We start from the raw sequence: 19,953 nt of genomic DNA, 5'->3' as shown, positions 1-19,953 counted from the left end.
GAGAACAGCGACTGCACATCTCCCAACAGACGCAGCGCTGAAATCCCGAAAGGTCTCGTTCCAGTTTTCGTGTGGAGCCGATTCCCGAATACACGCTAGTTTTCAAGAGACAGCCGAGCCAGCTTCTCCAGCACGCTCATTTTCGAGTTGTCTCCACCTACAAGCATTCCGTTGGTCATTGTGTGCAGGTAAAGCTGCACCAAAGGCAAGTCCAACATCCCCGCCGTTCCCTGCGAGCCATCAGCCCCGTAGTGCATCAAGTCCCGCATGCCAGACAACGCATCTCCAGCGCCACTGATGCCCCCCTCCGGCGGAACAAACAGTCGCACGAAAACACCGCAGTCCTGCACCGGCATCCTCAACCCAACTCTTTCACCGTGCTTCGCGTGCTCCGGTAAAAACATGGAGATGTAGTACGGCAACAGGTTGAAATCGCGGCTCTTCGAGAGGAACCGCCCCTTCTTACCGTCATCCTTTTGGACAGACTGATACTCGTCTTGAGTGGCTATTGCGTGCTCAATACCTTCATAGGAATCGTTCAGGATAATTTTGGGTACGAAGCCTCCAGCCCACACCGTGAGTCGCTCCCCTGACTTGCGGTCGACGACCCAGAACTGGCCGTCGCGAACCCACTCTTTTCCATTCTCCTGGAGGAAAGGGAACTCGAAAACCAGGTCCAGCAACGCACCGGAATTGCCCCAGGGTGTGCGCCGGACGCGGGTGACAGAGACCGAGTCCCCATCAACCCGAACATCCACCGCTGCAACCATCTGCTCTGGTGATTGGCGGCCTGTCATTCGAATGCGGCGGCTAGCGAGCAACGTCAGGTCTGTTGGCGCACCAGGTGGCATCGCAGGCACCTTCAAAGCCTTCTTTCCAAGAAGCACCTCCTTGAGCGAAAGCTCCACCAAGCAGCGCTTGAGCGCTTCTTGTAGCTGCCGTTGCCCAGTGTCATCTGCCTTGCCGGGGCGAAGCCCAGCAAGGGCCTTTGGGCCGTAGTCCAAGCCCTGCATGGCAATGCGAGCGGTGTCCTGCGCGAGCAGATGCCGGAACTTCATCTCGGTGTAGGGGTCGGCGATGCCCTCGCCGCGGGCGAGCGCGGCGTAGGCCACCTGGGCCTTGACTGGCTGGAACTCGAGGGCAGAAGAGTTCTTAGAAAGTCGGACGGTCCCCATGTCCTCGTCCCCCTCGCCATTCAGGTAGAGGTAGTTGAACGCGGGGTCGAGCGCCGTCGAGTTGGCTTCGACTCCCTCGACATCGGGAGCGCAAAAATGCGCCTTCTTGTTACCGGCCACGTGGTAGCCAGGCAAATACTCAGAGAACCGCACGAGCGGTGTCAGTGCGTCATGGTCCAGTTTGTCCTGCGTCGTGTTGACTACCAACAGCGGGCGCAGAAGTTGAGCCAAAGGCTCCAGCGGGATGTACGCCTCATCGACGCAGTGCGATGCGACAAAGGTCTCGCGTATGAAAGGAACATCCGCCTTGGTGAAAAGCCGAATAGCGAACTCTGTGAGGAGGTTTAAATAGTAGAACCGGGTGCGACGCACCTTGTCTCTGTCTAAGCTCAGCCCCTCCATCGGCGACTTTCTGGCATCTTGCTCGAAAAAGTCGTCAGGCACGATGCGCGTGACACCCACCAGATAACTTTCACCCGCGTTGGCGAGTCGCGTTGTCGCCGCATCTTCCGCAGCAGCTGTTGTCTTGCGTGCGAATCGCTTCGCCGTCACGTCACAGAGCAAGAGACCGTGTTTGGTGTTGACCGTAAATCCGGCCTCGGCTAAGTGGAGGTATTTTTTGGATGCCTGACTCGTGCTTCCAAGGTACACGCCAGGACCAAAGCCGCCACCCACGAACGTGTCATCAGCACCAATGGATGCCGCCTCGATGAGCTCCTTGAGCAGCATCAGTTCGATGAACTTGGCTGGCGTACTGGCGACCGCATCCAGCATGGACTGAAGGTCAAGTTTCGGCCGAGGGCCAAGGTACCAAGCATCCTTGCTCGTCATCGTGAAGGACAGCTTGGTGGTTGCTGAAGCGTCGAGGCCAAGCTCCTTGGCAATCTGTGTGCGCACCTGCTTGGCACGTTCCCGGAAGAAACTGACACCTTTGACCGGCTTATCTTCAGATGCTTTTGGTAGTGGCACCGCTATCGGCACTAGGAGGCTCCCCGTGCCTGCCTGCCACTTGGCCAGCTGGCGCGCGGTGTCGGCAACCGACAAGGGAAACCGCAAGGAGTTGAGGCGGGCGATTGCCGTCGTCTTGGGGTCAAGTGTGCGAATCGGCATCACTTCCCCAGCACCGCGTCGCTCAGATTGGCGTTCGGCATCCACATGGCTGTTCCAGTATTGGGCACGAACAGAGACATGAACCTGATGGTGCCGGTGACCGGCTTGGCCACGGAGAATTTGTGCGCGCCATACAGATTGACGTAGAGGGCGTGCACCGTCGTGTCGGGCATGAGCGCTCGCAGGCGGTCATGTTTCATCTGCGCCTCCTCTTGGAGTTGCGTCTTCTTCAGACTGTCGGTGCTCCGAGCCCAGTTCTTGAGGTCAACCGCGACAAGCACATTCGGCTCTGGCACGAGGTAGTAGTCGAACAGTTGGTACAGCTCAGCGTACAGCGGATGCTCCGCAACATGAAGATACTCGACTGCGCCGTCACCCAGGGCCAAAGTCTTGGGCCAGATGTTGAACTGCGCGCCGACATACATCTCGAATTCGAGTTCGGCAATGTAGCCCTTCATGACTTCAGTCACAAACCATGGCTGTGGAATAAGGCGCTTGGACTTGTCCGCCAGCTTGAAACCTCGCCACTCCTTGAGGTGCCCCTGCGTTCTCGAAGAGAGGTGGGAGACCAGTCCTTCCGGAGCGACCATGCCAATCCAGTTGTAGGCGTCCGTCCCGTCTTCCGCGTCGGTAACCACCGTCTCCGACAGGCCCGCCATCGCCATCTGCAGGGAATAGGCTTCTGCCTTTGCAGGCACTTCGAGGAAGCAGCCGTTGAGGTACTCGATAGGGACGCCAGCCTCCCTCAGCTTCTGCAAGTACTTCAGCGGGTCGCTGAACATCGTGGAGTCGAACAACCTGTCCCACATGTTGCGAGCCGCCGAGTCGGAGCGGAATCGCCTCGGAGTCTCACTCGTGAATCGACGAAAGGCGACAGCCTTCTTGAGACTGTCCAATTGATGGGCCGCCCTCTCTGCTTCCGACGGAAATATGGAGGTGTCCATGTTGTGCTGTCCCAGCTGCGCCAACACGGCACGCTGAGCAGGAGAAGCCCGCCTGCGCAGTTCCGGGGCGTGACGCAGCCCCAGGTGGACCATGCGCGCGGCCTCAGAACTCACGTACAGGTGCTGGCAAGGCATCTCCGCGTCCGGGCGGCGCTCTCCGCGCCCCAGCGCTTGAAATACTGTTCGGGTGATGTCGATGACGTGCTCCTTTCGCAAGCGTCGCCAGCGGTTGCGGGAGTACTCAAAGAGCAAGTCTCCCTTCGACATCGCAGCCCAGTTCTCGTTCTCGTCCCGAAGAACCTGCGCGAAGCTCTGGAACATCTCCATGGAGAAGCCGCTGGTACCGGGGCGCGTGTGCCGCGTGTAGTACGGGTCATTCAGCAGGCAGAACAACTCGAAGTCGCGCTCTTTCCCATTCTGCTTGGTGAGGAAGTTGATGCCCCGCGACGCGGAGGCATAGGCGGACCACAGGAGGACCTTCTTGCGGCTGATGTCGAGGGCATCTTCCAGCTCTTTGTTGAACTGCCCCTGGTCGTCGTTCTCCTGAAGTGCGCCCGTCTTCGAGCGGTCCTTGTTCCGGAACCGACCAGCGGAATACAGGATGACCGTCACTTCTTCTTGAGCCCCGTACTCCCTGTACGTTGGAATCGCTTGCGGTCGGACAACGAAGTGGTCGCCAGTCGCATCCATTTGGCGAACGAGCCCAGTATTCATGTTGGCCAAACGCATGAGGCACTTCCTGGCGTGCATGGTTGTCTGACACAGGACCAATCCTGAACGAACGCTGCTGAATAGGAGCCGGTCAAGGCTCGCCACCAACCCAGCAAGTTCATTGCGCTTGTGCCTGTTCATCTGCGCGTAGCCCGGCTCTTCCTTCTTCGGACGAGCACTCTCGAACATCTGAAGAAGTCCCTTGTATGCAGTGGAAACTCCGAATGTCGGAGCTGGGTCGCCGTCGTCGAGGATGACGACTTTCCGTTCGCGCTTGCCAAGCATTTCCTCCGCTCGGGCCCCGACCACCTCGAGTTCGTCGTCGCCCATCTCGGAGAAATGACCACCGCGCGCCTCAATGCATCGGCGCAGATGCTTGGTGTTAAACGCGCCCGATGATGCGGAATCCAGGCCCCCGGTCGCACTCATCAAATAGACGCCGTTGGTGCGGCCCAGCGCCCGGACAATGTCTTCTTCAGGTGTGGCTCGCAGCGATGTGATGGTCAATGTGAGACTGACGTCGGCAGTCATGTTGTATTCCTCCGCCTGGACACGGCTCTCCTCCAGCGTCACCACGCTCTTGGTGTCCTGAAAGAGGAAGGAGTCGGTCAGCAACTCCTTGTCATTGGACTCGGTGGCGAGGCCCTCACTGGCCGCTTTGCTTTCGAAGAGCCTTCGCACGTCCTGGCGAAAACGGTCCAGGCTTGGGTAGCGTTCCTGGTCGGACTTCGACATCTCGATGACGTCCTCACCCGTGGTTTGCGCCAAAACCTTTGCCATGAAGACAACCAGTTTCAGGTAGTCCAACAGCGTGTAGGCGCCCGGCGGGATTTCTCCATCGTGGTATTGCAGTCGAATGGTCTGATGCGCGGTGTCTTTCTTCAACTGAACCTGCCGGAGGAACTCTGTGTCCATGACGCTCGCGGACTCAGTGAAGAAGGTCTGTCCCGGCTGGTCGAGCACCTCTCCATAAGTTGACCGGCTCATGGTGAAGTACTTCTTGTTCGCGACCAGGTCGTACAAATCGCGGAAGGTCTCGTAAGTCGTGTATTCCGGCGGCTTGATGTCCAGGATGTAGTCACGGATGCGTTGAAGTACGCGCGCCTTCTGCCGGAATCGTTTGAAGTCGGCGTGCACGTCATTTCGGTCGTGCAACTGGTTGAGGACTATGAGGAGTTCGTCGTCGTTGAAACGATTCGCTGTGGATGCGAATCTCGCCCTCAAGTGGGTCCGCACAATTTCCACGCGCCGGGAGTCTGTGATGTACTTCGCTCCAGTCCGGCCTGCTTCGATGACGAAATCGTCCTCCACAGCCTGACCGACTTTGGCAAAACTCTCAAGGTGCTCATAGACCTTGGTAGCCAGCTCGAGCCGAGGACCATCCCTGCGGAGCTCCTCGAAGGCCATGGGCCATTTGAGGTCAAAGTACTGAAAGAACTCGGTGATGACCAGATTGAGGTCGTTTCGGCCCCCAGAGTTGACCACCGACTTGCGCTGGTCAAAAAGGTACCAATAGGAATCCTCCTCCTCATCGACGAAAGTGATAACGCGAGCGGAATCCGGGCGGCGCGACACCATGCGACCGAATGCACTGTCGTCTCGATTGAGCTCCTCGAGAAATAACGGCAGGTTATCGAACTTGTGCGCTTTGAAGCCGCCTTTTCCATCGGCGCCATACACCTTGTGCCCAACCTGCGCCTTGGACGCCGTGCTGACGATGATGCCTGGGTTGTCTAGGAAAGCCTGCAAGGGGTGTAGTCGCCGAACCAGTTCACCGATTTCTTTGACGCCCATCAAGCGGTCGTCGTCTCGCTTCTGCGAGCGGGTCTCAACGTCCAGCTGAATCAGCTTCCAGACCAAGCTATCCGCCAAGCTTCTTGCACGCTGTGCGGCCTTGACGTATGCAATGCGCGAGTCTTCGTACGTATCGTCAGATGGAGCCATTCCCAGGAAGGACGACTGCTCGCAGAAGGCTGCCTTTTGACGAAGCTCGTTCAGTCGAGCTTTCATACCCTTGTCAGTCTGGGCATGCTTAGCAGATACCTCCATGCGCGTACTCACCTCACGATGGTGCTCGAGCCAAGCGGCGAAGTCCAAACAAGCCTTGAAGAAACTCCGGTCGTTCAGGTGGTATTCGATTGAGTACAGCCTATGCACAGGGACATGCGCACCTCGCGCCCGCACTGCCGCCTCGATTTCGTCTGCGTACTCCCGTGACTTCTGATGCTGGACGACTTCTTCACTGAACCCTGCGACAAGTGACTGCAACGGTGCAATGAAGACCGGGATGACGTCGCATTTGATGAACAGGTCGATGCTGAACGCAGCGGCCGTGTACGTCTTTCCAAAGCCTGTGTACCAGTTCAGCAGCTTTACGAACGGGCGCTCCGACGAACGCAAGAACGGTTCCTTGAAACCCTTCTCGAAGATGGCCGTAGTCGTGCGGGGGAGCTTGGAACTCATTTGGCGCCCAACTCTCCAGTGACCACTGCCGTAGCCGGCGTATATGGGAGGCCATAGCCTTGCGCACACCGCGCCTCGGTATCCCGAGTCAGTCGGTCTTCCAGGGTGGACGCGAAGAGCACCTTCTCCTCCCGAAGCAACAAGTTGTCCAACAGTGCCGCAATGACGGGCGCACGGTCGGCTGCGAGCAATTTCCACATGGGCTGCTCGCGAAGATTGCGCAGCGTAGCCGCGCTGCGCACGATGCTCATATCGTGGCATCTCCCGAGACGGACTCGTTTGCCCTATTCGCCGCTGCGATGGCGTCGGCGAGCGCGTCACCTCCGCCTTGAGCATCCCGGTGCGAACCTGCTGGGGTCCAGGTGCGCGCCTCCACCAGAGAGGGAATTTTCTCCAGCGCGCCGAGGGGCTCGATGCCCATGTTGTGCAGACGCACGAGAAGCTCCTCAAGCACTTCATCCTTACGCAGCGACCATGTAGAAGCAAAACAGCGCCAGAATGTCCAGCCCGCACGCTCCAGCACTCGCTGTCGATTCATGTCCGCGGCCCAGCGGTCAGGCCCGTGAAACTCATCACCGTCACATTCCAGCGCGAGCCGCATGTCGTGCGCACCCTCGACGACGAAGTCAATGAAGAAGGAGCCGGCCTTGACCTGTGGAATCACCCGGTAGCCGCGATTGAATAGCTCCGTGTACACGTCACGCTCAAAGCCAGACTCGCACATGTCTATGAGGCTCTTTCCATCGTCAACTGTGCCGCCCTTGGGCTTGGAGTAGTAACCAAGCAATCCTGCGCGCAAGTCGGCCTGAGAAAGGTCCTTCATCTGTACGGACCGAACTAGGTACATCCTGTCGCGCGCCCTGCTGGCGGCGACGTTGAAGCGCTGCTCAAACATATTGCCGGACAATGCCTTGCAACTGCTGGGGTCCACCACCATAGAGAGAAACATGATGTCGCGTTCACTTCCTTGGAATGTCCGTGCATCACCGCATTTGAAATGCCGACGCAGGAGTTCCGCTGCATCGCAGTTGCTGCGCACCAAGGTATCAATGTTCTTGGCTTGCTCTGAGCCTAGTAGAGAGACTACGCCGAGAGTGCGGCCGGCGAGGTTGGGGTCGGCAAGGATGGCTTTGATTTCGGCAAGGACGGCACTGGCCTCATCGGTGTTTTGGTCTTTCTTGCCTCGGTACCCTGTGGGCACATAAATATCCACAAGGGGAGGGTCAATACGCTCGGATTCTCGTGGGATGCGCAGCGGTTGCATCGAGTCGTTGTAGAACCGATTGCTGTACGCAATGATGGCTGGCACGCACCGGAAATGCTCTCGCAGCATCACCTTGTTGGCCGCAAAAACCGTGGACGCCATGTCGTAGAGAGACTTCTCCGGCGTGAGGCTCGCTGCATGCGGTTGCCCCGCAAGAAATCTATTGGCCAACTCCTGGATACGGACTGCAGAAATGAATCCCCCATCGGGCGAAACCTGCTTGTCGTCACCCACGACCAGTATTTGCTTGCCACGCAGTACTGCCGGCAGGGCCCAGATGTCGGACTGACTGGCCTCGTCCACGATGACCAAGTCAAAGCTGCCCAAGGTCGCAGGCAAGGTTTCCGACACCTTGGCATGGCTCATCACCCAGCAAGGCACGGCCCCTTGTGCGTCATGCATGGATTTTTGGGCATCTCGGCGATACCGGCTTGCATTGGGTCCGGTACCCTGGCCAATTTTTCGCACCGCAGTTCGGTACGCCTCCAGCGCCGACAGCGTCTTCGGTGAAGCACCGGCCTTGGTCTCACGCCAAGCGGACTTGGAGACCATGTTTTCATAGAGACGCGCCAGTCCGCGCTCAAGGTCATTTCTCCTGGAGGCCATGGCCAGCAGTTCATCTCTGGCCTCAATGCTGTCCAGGTGCGTTTTCAGCCTCGCCCAGGTCCATGCTTGGCGCCACGTCGTTGGAAGAACGCTGTCCTCACCCGAAACCGCCAGCGGGGACGTCCTCACTCGAGCAGCCAACAGGGCGGCGCCCGCCTTCTCCAAGGCTTCGGCGCCAGCGTTGAGTGTCTGAAAATCGTGTGCCATCGCCTCGATTCGACGGACCTCGCCGACCAGCTCAGCGTAAGAGGCTACTGCTCGTTCCGTTGGCACCGCATTGTTGCCGAGCTGCACACTGACGAACCCACGCAGTTGGTCTGAAACCGAACCTGCGGCACCTGCGAGTTTTTCCTGCAACGTCGCCAGCAACACAGTTGCCTCCGCCAGCTCGGCCCGCGTCAGATGGCTGCGCAGGTGCTCCCTGACCTTGTACAAGTCTGCGGAGGTGCCGCGCAACTCTTTCAGGGGGGGCTTGGCAAAGACACGCTCGGCAAGAGCTGGAAGGTGGCTGTCGTGATTGGTTGCGAGCAAGTGTGCTTTGCGCGCATAGGTGGTCACCAGTTCGATTTCCCTCAACGCTTGCACGCTCGCCTTGACAGTGGGGACTGACAACAAGTCGGCAAACTGGTTCCAGCGCACGCTGAAGGAGCGCACGCGGTCGTGCAAATGCAGGTACTTCTGCACGTGCTTCCAGTCCTCCTCGCTTTTAGGAGCCAGTCCAGCAACACGAACCGCAGCAATATGCTCTTTCGCTTCTCCAGCACCGATAGCAAGCATTCCAAATGGCTTGCCCGTCTCGGTCGCTCGCTTGACGGCTTCGATGAACTTCTCGCCACCCAACGCTGCCTCTGGCAGCTCCACCGGCGCCTTGAGGAAGGCGGCGCGTGCGCGAACTAGTTCGTCGATTTCAGCGAATAGAGCTTCCAGCGCCTCCCGCTCGCTGACGAAGTCCGCCTGACGACATTTGCGCCGCAGTTCGGCCGTCCACACATGCCCCGTTTCTTCCAGCTCGTGAGCCAGCTGGGCGGCGGCCTCCACGCTGGGTAACAGCTTGCGAGCGTCGGCAAGCACCTCAATAGACGTAGCTCGCAAAGCTAACAACCCGCCGCTGGCCTCCGCCGCTTCGATTTCACGCATGCTGACAAGCACGTCGTGCAACCGGCCAACATCTGCGGCAGCCGGAAGTCCGGCGCTGGAGGGAATGCGCACCGTGGCGTATTGCAGGTCCTGCCCTACCCGGCGCCGAGCCTCCCGAACACCCGCCATTTCACTGTCGGTCAAAGGCGGGCTGTGCTCAGGCGCCAGCGAAAGCACATCATCGAACCACCCATGGCGCTCTGCCCCGGATACCACCAGCTGGGCCATCTTCTGCGCACGCAGCTCCACGCCGTCGACGCTGATGCTGGAGAGCTGAGCTATCGCGATTTCGTCGACGCGTCGGTCGATTTGCGCCAACTCCACATGCGCCTGGTCGATACCAGCAAGACACTGCTCAATCTCTGTTCGCACTACGTCCAGATTGAGCTGGGACAGGTTGTGCGTGATGGCTTCGATGGAGTTCTGGAACTGGCGCATGCCCTCCCTGTCCCCCGAGAGAAGTGCCACCGTCAGAGGCCTGACTGCCTCCGGAATCTTGGACTGCAACACCTCCAGGGCTTGCTCCCCTTTGGAGGTCACGAGAACCTTGCGCCCAGTGGCGAGGTAGTGACACACGATGTTGGCGATGGTGTGTGTCTTGCCTGTACCCGGAGGACCTTGCACGGCGACACCATCTGAGCGTTGCAGCTGCTCAATGATGGTGACCTGCTCGTGGTTATAGGGCAGGGGAAAGAAGAGCTCCATTGGCTTGCCCGTGCCGCCACCACCTCCACCAGACAACCCGCGAAAGCGTACGGGCTCATGGTTGATTTTTTCGTCGGAGGGTGGGGTTACGAAGGCTGCGGCACCTGCCGGTAGTACAGCGCCGTCCGTGATGCGGTTCTTCAGGCGCTGAATGTCTTCATGCAGGTAGTTGTGCGCCCGCGGTCGCGACAGCATCACCCAAGCATCGGTAACCAATAAATCTTCCGCAGGCGTTGGTGGCACGCGCTGACCGTTGAGGTAGCGACCTTTTTCGTGCAGATTGCCAGCCACCATCTTGAGAAGGTGCTCAAAGCTGCCGGGGTCGAAAGGGGTCGGCGTGCGGTCACCGGCTTGGGTCAATGCGTGTTTGGCCGTCTTTTCCACGTCGGGCGCGCTCATCAATTGGCATGCCGAGAACGCGTCGAACTCAAAGCGCGGCTCTACGCCACGCGGACGTACCGTGATGGCCAAGCTGGCCTCGTCCACGTTGAGCTCCATTGCCTGGGTGAGTAAGGGGTACTGGTAGTCAATGCTCCCCGCTTCATCCCTCAGCCGCCAAGCGGCAATGCCCATTCCCCAGACCAGTTCCTGCGGCTTGGACGTTTCTTCGGACTCCAGCTGTTGCTTGAGAGAAAACAACTCCCCATAGAGGTCAATAGACTGTCTTCGCGGCTTCTCCCCGGCCGACCAGGCTTGCCAAAGCAATGTGTATTGCGCCAGCGCCTTGCCCACGGTGCTCCGAAAGACGGCAGCTTCTTGCTGAGCTTGCTCCGGTGGTTTTCCCGAGGCATTGACCGCGAGCTTGTGCTCGATTGCTCTTTCGTCCAGCACAGGCGGTGCCGAAGTGGGAGACGTAGAAGCCGAAATCAGGCCACGAAACGCCTCGGACAGTGGAGGCGGGGGGAGAGCCTCGAGTCGTTCCACGCGCATCCAGATGTGGTCACCTTCAACCTTGATGTCAAAGTCGACGCCCGGGAGGCCCGAGAGCTGGTCCATGGTCTTGAGAAGACCACGCGATGCCGCGAGCGTGAAGCCGCGAGGGTCTACGACTTTAGATTGCTCCAGGACGTAGTCCAAGAGACCATGCATGAGATTTGAGGCTGCGTCCAATGCTTTTATCTCCCTCAGTTCTGAATGTCGGATGACAAAGGAACGGCGGAAAATGGAAATAGGAGTGCGCAGTACCCGTTGTCTTGAGTCATTGAACCATGGCAGCGCCGTTCTCCTCAAGAACACAAACTGCTTCAGTTGCTCAGAAGATTTGGAATACGGCTTGACGTGACCTACTTCACGCATCAACGCTGGTTGAGCGCGTCAACAAGCGTCAATCTCATCGTGGACGGCACCCACGCCATTCGCCGATGTTGTAGGTCGAGCTCCAAACACGGCAGAGAAATCCACTTAAGACATTGTCTAAAGTAAACCAGCGCGGGCCTGCGGTCTAAAACGTCCTATGCACTACATGTGGTCCATCCTTCAACTTGGGAAAAGGACCCTGTATGTCAAAGGAATTTTTGGAAACTTGTGGAAGCGAGACCCTGCACCTTGAGGAGGAGGTCGATTCGCTTTGGAGCAGAGACGTGCACGAAGGCATGAGAATGCACAATGAAGCTAGGTGGTCCAAGGCGTCCATCAGCTCGATATGCGCTGACACCGGCCAGCTAACTTCGCACGACTCCTATGACTTGCAAGAGAAGCTTCGGCAGTTTCGTCTTGAGCGCCAGCACTTCGCCTCTAAAGCGCGCCCCAAGTTTCAGCGGCCGCTGATTCCTATGACCTGGGGGACGGTGGAGGTCGACGACGAGCTTCATGGCCGGGAGGGTGAGTGGCTGGTGGTCACCGACATCACGCCAGACCAGCAAGTAGTGACACTTCAGTGCTTCCAAACTGGCAAAGTTTTCACGAGAGCCGCGCGCGCCGTGCAAGATGACGTGCAAGGCAACCGCCTCAAGGTTCACAGGGATTGGCCAGATGCCCCGCCAGAATTCGAAGACTAGCCCGTGACGCACATCACCCCTGACAAGTTGGAAAACTCGCTGGCCCGCAGCGTTGCGCTGCATGAAGCCGTGATGGAACTTGCGGAATCGTTCGACCCGTACCCCGAACTGCACTTCGAACTCGCTTTTCAATCGGCCCTTCTGTCGATGGAACATGCGACAGCTGCACTGCTCCTGGTGCAGAACGATATGGAGGCCTCAGGTATGGCGCTGCTGAGGCCTCAATTCGAGAGCCTGGTACGGGCTTTCTGGTTGATGTACGCGGCTTCCGAGGCACAGGTCGAGAAACTGTCTATGCCGCTGACCATAGAGACCGCGCGCAGGGGAGATGACCTTCCCATGCTGAGTGAGATGCTCAAGCGCCTGGAAGGAGTTCCAGAAGCGCTAGCGCACATCGTGACTCAGCTCCAGGAATACAAAGAAGTCACCTGGAAGGCCCTAAACAGCTTCACCCATGGCGGCATCCACCCGTTGTCGAAGTTCGTCACCGGCTATCCGCCGAAGCTGGTTTTCGACGCACTGTGCAACTCGAACGGCATCTTCATGATGGCGGCTCAGCTTCTCTGCATCACGACCGGTATTCGCGAGCATCAACTCCATTGGCGAGAGCTGGTTGACGAGTTTGCCGACTGCTTTCACCCTACAAATAAGCCAGTTTAGATTTTTGAAAAATAGCCATCTAAAATGGCCTGGGGCTATCTCATCTAAAATTAAGAAAATCAATCCGGTTTATTTCGTAAATTCAAAAATACAAATTCTCGATTGATTTGAATTGCAATAACTTCCGCCTCCCGATGCAATTTGTGCAGACTGGAGGTTGGAATGGGAAAATTCGATGAACGGTACCGGCGGCGGACGCACACCCTGTTTATCAGCTGTTTTCGAGACAGCAAGTGCACACCTCTGGCCAAGCGAAGTCGAATGACCGCCGTGTCCAAGGTTCAAAGGCGTTGGGTGCGAGCGCCTTTTTATCCTTCAGACCTCGGGATTCTGTTACGGCGTCATTTTTGTCGCCTGCTCATCGCTATCCGCCTTCACTTTGGTCATCTAAAGCGGGCTAAAACACCGTTTTCCGGGGCAGTTCGCTAGATGTTGAGTTGCAATAGGTTGTTCCCCCCGAGGCGGGAAGCCGGAGGGCGGTGACCGAGTGCCGAGTGAGGCCTGCGGGTGTTGTAGTAGCTCAGGAAGGATGGCAGCCAGGCGGTGCGCTCGGTGCTGTGGTTCCAGGTTCTGCCGTAAGCCCATTCGCGCAGGCAGGTCTGGATGAATCGCTCGGCCTTGCCATTGGTCTGCGGATGGTAGGGCTTGGTGAAGCAGTGTTTGATGCCAAGAGCCTGGCAGGTCTTGGCGAACAGACGCGAACGATAGGCCGCACCGTTGTCGGTCAGCAAGCGCTCGATGCGCACCCCCAGCGCCGCGTAGTGAGCGACGGCAGCCTGCAGGAAGTCCACCGCCGAGCCCTTGCGCTCATCGGCATGCATCTGCACGAAGCCCACCCGGCTGTGGTCATCGATGGCCACGTGGGCGAACTCCCAGCCTGCGCCATCGACCGAGTCGCGGCGGTTGCCGGTGACGCGGTGGCTGGGGCGCTCGATGCGCCCGAGCTTCTTGGTGTCCATGTGCAGCATGGCCCCGGGCGTGTCGTGTTCGTAGCGAACCACGGGCACAGCTGGCTGCAACGCTTTCAGGCTGGAGAGGCCCAGCCTGGCCAGCCAGCGGCTGATGGTGGCCACGCTGCGCCCGACCACAGCGGCGATGCGGTGCATGGGCATGCGGCTGCGTCGCAGCTGCTCGATGCGCTGGCCCAGCGCCTCATCGATGGTGCTGCGCGTCTTGGCAGGCCGGGAGCTGCTGTCCATTAGGGCATCGAGTCCGCCAGCTTCGAAGCGACGGCGCCACTTGCGGGCAGTCCGAACGCTGATGCCAGCGGCCTCGGCCGCTGGCATCAGCCCCATGACGGCGATGCGCTCGATGAGCAATTTGCGTCCTTCAAACGTCAATCTGGCATTCTTGTGGCTGTTCATCCGACGGGTTTCCTCTGTGAGTGCTGAAGCCTGGTAACTCCAGTCTCCCAGATGCCGTCGGGTGAACAACCTATTGAAACATCACAGCTAGACCTGGGCAGGAAATCTACCTGTCCATTTCTTGAGGAACCAACCCATGAATTCTGCTTTTATTGTTCGGCCTTGTTTGACGGCCGCAATTCACCTCGCCCCACAGCGGCGCACGACGTCATGAGGGCGCCGACCTACGGAAAGCGCGGTGGCCTCAAGGGCTTCGACCGAGGCTCGAGAAAGGTCTCCCACGCCTATGGCAAGTCCACCTTGCTCACTTATGGGATGAAGGCTGAGGGTGGCATCGCTCTTGAAAGCGAAAGCGAACGCATGGTCGCCCACCTCTTCAACCTCGACCCCGAGGTCGGCTCATACAGTCCGCAGCCATTTGCGGTCGAGCTCACTATGGGCGCCATCGCACGCAATGACGAAGAGAAGGACGACTTGCGCGCTCGCGCAAAGCGACATGGAGGCAAGGCCGCCTTCTACACCCCAGATTTTGGGGCGACCTGGGTTTCTGGAACAAAGGTCGCGGTGGAGGTCAAGCTTGACCGGTTCCCAGGAGACGAGGAGTACCAACGCAAATTGCAGCTTGCCCGCAAGGTGTTGTTCAGCCACGGCATGGAGTTTCTGAAGCTGGTCACACCCAGCAGTTGGCGGCATCCATTGCGCACCAACCTGCCGTTGCTACACCAGGCAAGCATGCGTCGAGACATCTGGCCAGAGCCCGAAATCTCCCAACGCATTCACGACCTGCATGCCGCTGGGGCAAAGACCATGGGCGAGTTCTTGAGCGGACTTGCGCTCGACGCTCGCATGGCACCACTACTCCTTGTCTCAGGTCACCTGGAGGCAGACGTTGTTGAGCAGCCACTTTGCTTTGCAACGCCGACTGCTCCCGCATTCGGAGACCTGAGCCACCTGCAAATGGTGAGGAGGCTTGCGCAATGAATCAATTGAGCCTGGGCGACAAGCTCGTCGACCCCAGAACACAGAACGTGACGATGGCGGTCACGAGCTCCACGCCGACCATGGGACGCATCCGGGTACTAGAAACCGACGCCCACACGGACCGATGGATTCCCTATGAAGAGCTCCGCAATCGAATCTCCGCCGGCAATTTGGAAGTGCACCGAGCAGGGAGTCCCGCTCTGACAACCTTCTTCGACCGCAGTGACGCTGCGACGTGCAAGCATCAAGGCACGCGCCACAAGTCGCGAGGCCTCGCACAAGAAAATTACCTGACAGCGCTTGAGCGGGCCACCCGCATCGTTCGTGAACTGAATGAGTACTGCAGGCGCCATCGAGTCAGCGCCTACGCCGCGTACCCTGTTGTTCGCGAGCTGTTCAAAAGTGACTACCCAGACTGGCTCTTTCCGTCATCCGCAACCGTCTACCGGCTTCTTGAGCGCGACAGGTGCAATGCTCCCTTGCTCATGCCAAACCATGTCCGGGGCAATCGGTCAGAACGCTACTCTCCAGCGCTCATCGAGCTCATTTGTACATTGGGCGAGGAACACTATTGCGAGCAACATTCGAAGTGGAACCTTAAAGCGCTGACAGACCTGTGCCGACGCACTGCCATTCAGCGCGAGTTGCTTTCCGCGAAAGCATCGCTCAGCCAGAAGTTCGTCCGAAAAATCATCGTCACCCGACTGAATTCCATGCCGGAGGTCCAGCGCCATCTGGCTAAGGACCGGGCCGCCAAGGCTTCGGTCGCCAGCATGCGCATCCAGGTGGACGGTTTGCTGCAACGCGTCGAGCAGGACACATTGCACCTGCCATTCGTCATCAGGACACCAGATGGTGTGTGCTCAGACGTCAACCTTGCGCATGCCATTGATTGCGGTAGCAGCATCGTGACGGGCTGGCACCTGAAGATTGGGACCCTCAACGAGTCCGACGGCCTTCGATGTATCGAATCCAGCCTCTTCTCAAAAGGACCTTCATTCAAGTACCTTGATATTGATGACGCTATTGACCTCTATGGAACACCGGCGCTACTGGTCTTGGACAACGGAGCTGAAACGCGCGGTGACCGGATTCGAAGGCTCACGCAGTTGGGGGTGGACGTCCGCTATTGCAAGGCGCGCAACCCTCAGGAAAAGCCTTTCATAGAACGTCTCAATCGTTCCCTGAAGGAAGCGCTCGAACTGCTCCCAGGATGCACCCGCCTGAATGGCCTGGACGGTCAACGCGACCCGGTTGCCCTGGGCGATGACCTCATGACATTTGAGGAGCTGGAACGCTGGATTGCACGGTGGTACTACGAAAAGTGGGCCGACACCGTTCTTGAACGATTTGTAGATGAAGAGGTGTGTGAGGAACGCAAGCTCGGTGTCACCCCGCGCCAACGATACGAAAACATCGTTGAGCGGTTGGGGCACGCACTGCCTATGCCGCCAAACAAAGGCGCATGGATTCGCACCAAATACAACGCAGTCCGCCGCAAGCTAAGCATCAAGTCTGGCATCACCTACGAAACCTACGACTTCAAGGGCTACAACCTTGAGTCCCTGCTCGAGCGCTTCGGGCAAGAGCCTGTGGATGTTCTGTTTGACCCAGAAGACTACCGGCGCGTGTATGTCGTGGACAGCACCGAGCTGGTTGAACTGACCAACGAATCAGCCAACGAGTTTTCGCCCGCCTACTCGTTTGAGTACGCAAAGGAGCACAGCGCCGAAATCAAAGCTGCGAACCCCGAGTCCGCCAGAAGTGCTTCGTTTACTGAGTCGGTTTATGACCGGTCCATGCGCTCGTCTAGCGCTGCCAACAAGTCGAAGAAGTCTCCTGGTCGCCGTGAGAAGCGTGAAGTCGTCCAAAAGGCCAAGCACAGGGAGGCTGTTGCGCGTGCATCTAAAACGCCGCTGTTGCCTTCTAAACCTAAAACGCCGGCCTTAAACAACTCCATGGCTACATGGGATGACGTGGACGAATTGTCGCCACGCAATCGCAACACAGGAGCACTGATATGAGTCAAGCCGCCGCCCTTCGCATGGCAATCCAGTCGCGTGAACTTCCGCACGCATATTTTGAAGAACACATGAATGAGCTGCACATGCGCATTCAGGACGCCTTGGAAGGCAATCCGCCATCCTGCGACATGGTCGTGGGACCCTCGCGTGTCGGCAAATCCATGCTCGCCGATGCCCTCGTTCGGAACTACCCGGAGAGCGCTAAGGACGGAATTCGACAAGTACCCGTCTTGAAAGTTCGAACGCCATCGCCGGCCTCTCCCCGCGTTCTGCCTCGCAGCGTGCTTGTTGCATTGAAGGCCCCCGTACCTGCATCCATGGCCAGTACAGCGTTGATGTATGAACGCATGGCTCGCCAGTTGAAAACGGCAGGCACCCGCGTGATTCTTTTTGACGAAGCCAGCCAAATCGTCGATGTCGGAACCCGAATGTCGCCTCGAGCGGCAGGGGACTGGTTCAAACAGTTGCTCGACGCACTGGACATCAGCGTAGTGCTTCTCGGCGTCCCACGCTTGGAGTCGCTGCTCAAAAGTAACGAGCAGCTGAGACTCAGGTCCGGGGCAGTCATGCGCTTTAACCCCTACTCATGGGAAGACATCGCTGAGCGGAGACAGTTCGTCGCCTGCACGCGCGCATACGTGACGATGTTTGAAGAGGCCGGCAGCCGCTTTCTCTTTGACCATGAGGCCTTGGTGCGCAACACCTATCTCTTGTCCGGTGGCTTGATTGGCATTGTGACCAAGTTCATGGCCCGCCTGGCATTCGATATCAAGAGCCGCGAGAACCGCGACATTTCCTTCGAGGACTGTGCAGCAGCAGCCTCGCGGATTGAAGCTGCGAGCAACAAGGACTTCCCCGCGTTCTCCGCAGAAACCATTGCGGATGTCAACATGAACGCCAGCCACATCTTCGTGTTGGAGGAATCGCGAGCCGACACTCGCAAAACTCGCGGAGGCGCGAAAAAGTGAGCCTCCACGAAACGAAACTCATCACGACGTTTTCCCCTCTGAAGGACGAGGGGGGACTTCAGTTCTACCGGCGGTTGTCGGCCGCCAACGGCATGTTCGGCTGGAAGGAGCTGGCAAAGCTCAGCGAAGTTTCTGGCTCACGCAGCGGACTCTTCAATCATCCTGAACACGTGTCGAGGATGCTGGGCATCGAAAGCGCCGCATGCCAAATGGCAAGTGCACGCGAGGAGCTCACGTTGAGCTGGCGCGGCCTGCGTCGAACCGGATTCGATGCCATTTGCCCGCACTGCCTGAAAGAGTCCACCCATCTCCGGCAAAGTTGGGAGCATGTGTACATGGTCGCGTGTCCGAAACACAAGACCCTGCTCGTTGACAGGTGCGATGCATGCGGAACGCGCTTGTCTGACCAGCGCGAGCGCCTGGAAGTATGCGCGTGCGGTCACAACCTGCTCGAGAGTCAGACGATACCGGCCACGCACACTCAGCTTTGGGTGTCCTCGGTCATCGCGTCCGGAAGCGTCAGCGGCATATCAGGACTTCCTGACTTGCAGAACGTTCCGGTTGAGTTGTTCGCCATTTTGGTGCGCACCTTTTGCCAGCTTTATGACCCGTCGTTCACGGTGACCCGCGAGAACGCGGCTGCACCCAAAGCGATTCTGGAGGCCATTGAGTTCTTGCGGCCGCTCGAGCAACTCCTTACTCAATGGCCTCGTGGATTTGAAGACCACATCCGCGAGCGCATCGACTTGTCCCCTCAAGGTGGGCGCACACTGAACACGCGATTGGGAAGATGGTACTTGCGCATCAAAGAGGTAGCTTCTGAAGGTCCGCTAAATGTGTTCCTTGAGCTCGTCCACAACGTTGCGGTAAATGACTTTTCTGGCGTGTTGGCCCTAGACCATGTGTCCGGGTTAGCCGGCCGTCGTCGCTCGCATCTGATGCTTCCCGATGCCGCAGCTCGCATCGGCGTGCATTGGACTACCTTGAGGAAGGCCGTTGAGGCTGGGGAAGTCGAATGCATCAAACGGCCTTATGCGAACCGAGGCGAAGCTCGAGAAATGCCCGTGGCCGAAGTAGAGCGCGTCCTCCTCGCTCGTAAGGGCTGGATTAAAGAGAGCGCCGCACGCGAACGTGCGGGCGTACCCGAACACGTGTTCAAGGAGCTTGTCCAAGCCGGCCTGGTCGTCTCCGACGGTTCCGCGCGTTCGGACATTCGACGTGGCTCGCCGATTGAAGTCGCCTCCATCGAGCGATTGCTCTCATTGCTGAAAGACGGCGCTCGACGAGATGCGTCAGATGATGACGCTCGGGTTCGCATCAATGAACTGCAGATTCGTCGACTGGGCGACAAACAGTCCATGGCGCGTCTTTTCGCGGCCATCGCCAGTGGTGACATTCGGCCGCTCAATGTCGCTGAAACGGTAGGCGACTTTGAATTTCTCGAGTCCGACGTGCGGACGTTCTTCTCCTCCAGGTCCACAGAAGCAGGACTCACCATCCAAGCGCTCTCCGAGGCCACCGGCTGGAAGTGGGAGTCCATCAGTCATTGGGTGAAAGAAGGACTTCTCGAGTCTGTCCCAGCCGTCCTTCGCGGGCAGCCTTGCCAAGTTGTGATGCCGGAGCATCTGGTCAGGTTCAGCCAAACCTATGTGACCTTGAGCAGTCTCGCTCATTCAATCGACGCTCGCCCATCCGAGCTGCTTGAGAGGCTCGGCACGGTGGAAGTTTTCGGTGGCAAACCTCTGCCAAGCGGAGCCATGCGAGGTGGGCTTGTGCGTTTGGCCGACCTGGCGACGGCCGCACTGCAACCGGGCCTCGTTCGCGGTGCGGCCTGACTGAAGCTG

General features: G+C 58.4%; 11 protein-coding genes. 6 read left to right on the top strand and 5 right to left on the bottom strand.

Annotated elements, in window-relative coordinates; all coding sequences use genetic code 11:
* Window positions 1-95 precede the first annotated feature (95 nt).
* From ACODTB_RS22900 to ACODTB_RS22885, 4 genes are read right to left on the bottom strand one after another with little or no spacing between them, the layout of a single operon-like run.
* Window positions 96-2,330, bottom strand: coding sequence for a hypothetical protein (locus ACODTB_RS22900; RefSeq protein ID WP_488929788.1), 2,235 nt, complete (start codon window positions 2,328-2,330; stop codon window positions 96-98).
* Window positions 2,285-6,403: a hypothetical protein gene (locus tag ACODTB_RS22895; protein ID WP_488929787.1), complete on the bottom strand. Its 4,119-nt coding sequence runs from the start codon at window positions 6,401-6,403 to the stop codon at window positions 2,285-2,287. The genes ACODTB_RS22900 and ACODTB_RS22895 overlap by 46 nt, the downstream gene beginning before the upstream one ends.
* Window positions 6,400-6,654: a DUF3375 family protein gene (locus tag ACODTB_RS22890; RefSeq protein WP_488929786.1), complete on the bottom strand. Its 255-nt coding sequence runs from the start codon at window positions 6,652-6,654 to the stop codon at window positions 6,400-6,402. The genes ACODTB_RS22895 and ACODTB_RS22890 overlap by 4 nt, the downstream gene beginning before the upstream one ends.
* Window positions 6,651-11,411: an AAA domain-containing protein gene (locus ACODTB_RS22885; RefSeq protein WP_488929785.1), complete on the bottom strand. Its 4,761-nt coding sequence runs from the start codon at window positions 11,409-11,411 to the stop codon at window positions 6,651-6,653. The genes ACODTB_RS22890 and ACODTB_RS22885 overlap by 4 nt, the downstream gene beginning before the upstream one ends.
* 203 nt (window positions 11,412-11,614) lie before the next feature.
* Here ACODTB_RS22885 and ACODTB_RS22880 point away from each other — a divergent pair, with 203 nt between their 5' ends.
* Together ACODTB_RS22880 and ACODTB_RS22875 are read left to right on the top strand one after the other, a co-directional pair.
* Complete coding sequence (locus tag ACODTB_RS22880) at window positions 11,615-12,112, top strand: hypothetical protein (RefSeq protein WP_488929784.1); 498 nt, start codon at window positions 11,615-11,617, stop codon at window positions 12,110-12,112.
* Between the two features lie 3 nt (window positions 12,113-12,115).
* Window positions 12,116-12,772, top strand: coding sequence for a DUF6988 family protein (locus ACODTB_RS22875; RefSeq protein WP_488929783.1), 657 nt, complete (start codon window positions 12,116-12,118; stop codon window positions 12,770-12,772).
* Between the two features lie 425 nt (window positions 12,773-13,197).
* Here ACODTB_RS22875 and ACODTB_RS22870 read toward each other — a convergent pair whose 3' ends face one another.
* Window positions 13,198-14,136: an IS481 family transposase gene (locus tag ACODTB_RS22870; RefSeq protein ID WP_488929782.1), complete on the bottom strand. Its 939-nt coding sequence runs from the start codon at window positions 14,134-14,136 to the stop codon at window positions 13,198-13,200.
* Between the two features lie 162 nt (window positions 14,137-14,298).
* Between ACODTB_RS22870 and ACODTB_RS22865 the strand changes: the two genes are divergently transcribed.
* From ACODTB_RS22865 to ACODTB_RS22850, 4 genes are read left to right on the top strand one after another with little or no spacing between them, the layout of a single operon-like run.
* Window positions 14,299-15,117 carry a hypothetical protein gene (locus ACODTB_RS22865; RefSeq protein ID WP_488929781.1) on the top strand — a complete coding sequence of 273 codons (819 nt, stop codon included), beginning with the start codon at window positions 14,299-14,301 and terminating at the stop codon, window positions 15,115-15,117.
* Window positions 15,114-17,141, top strand: coding sequence for a hypothetical protein (locus ACODTB_RS22860; RefSeq protein WP_488929780.1), 2,028 nt, complete (start codon window positions 15,114-15,116; stop codon window positions 17,139-17,141). The genes ACODTB_RS22865 and ACODTB_RS22860 overlap by 4 nt, the downstream gene beginning before the upstream one ends.
* Entirely contained in the window at window positions 17,138-18,109 is a 972-nt protein-coding gene (locus ACODTB_RS22855) for a TniB family NTP-binding protein (RefSeq protein ID WP_488929779.1), read from the top strand. Before ACODTB_RS22860 ends, ACODTB_RS22855 begins: the two co-directional genes overlap by 4 nt.
* Window positions 18,106-19,944 carry a TniQ family protein gene (locus ACODTB_RS22850; RefSeq protein ID WP_488929778.1) on the top strand — a complete coding sequence of 613 codons (1,839 nt, stop codon included), beginning with the start codon at window positions 18,106-18,108 and terminating at the stop codon, window positions 19,942-19,944. Before ACODTB_RS22855 ends, ACODTB_RS22850 begins: the two co-directional genes overlap by 4 nt.
* The last annotated feature ends 9 nt before the right edge of the window (window positions 19,945-19,953 follow it).

The sequence above is a fragment of the Hydrogenophaga sp. FG152 genome (assembly GCF_057809615.1).
Note: the sequence above shows the minus strand (reverse complement) of the source record. Positions and strands in the feature narration are given on the sequence as shown.

Bases quoted from the DNA above. Each gene is read 5' to 3' on its own strand.
- ACODTB_RS22860 (WP_488929780.1), top strand. From the start codon at position 15,114: ATGAATCAATTGAGCCTGGGCGACAAGCTCGTCGACCCCAGAACACAG.
- ACODTB_RS22885 (WP_488929785.1), bottom strand. From the start codon at position 11,411: ATGCGTGAAGTAGGTCACGTCAAGCCGTATTCCAAATCTTCTGAGCAA.
- ACODTB_RS22895 (WP_488929787.1), bottom strand. From the start codon at position 6,403: ATGAGTTCCAAGCTCCCCCGCACGACTACGGCCATCTTCGAGAAGGGT.
- ACODTB_RS22880 (WP_488929784.1), top strand. From the start codon at position 11,615: ATGTCAAAGGAATTTTTGGAAACTTGTGGAAGCGAGACCCTGCACCTT.
- ACODTB_RS22870 (WP_488929782.1), bottom strand. From the start codon at position 14,136: ATGAACAGCCACAAGAATGCCAGATTGACGTTTGAAGGACGCAAATTG.
- ACODTB_RS22890 (WP_488929786.1), bottom strand. From the start codon at position 6,654: ATGAGCATCGTGCGCAGCGCGGCTACGCTGCGCAATCTTCGCGAGCAG.
- ACODTB_RS22855 (WP_488929779.1), top strand. From the start codon at position 17,138: ATGAGTCAAGCCGCCGCCCTTCGCATGGCAATCCAGTCGCGTGAACTT.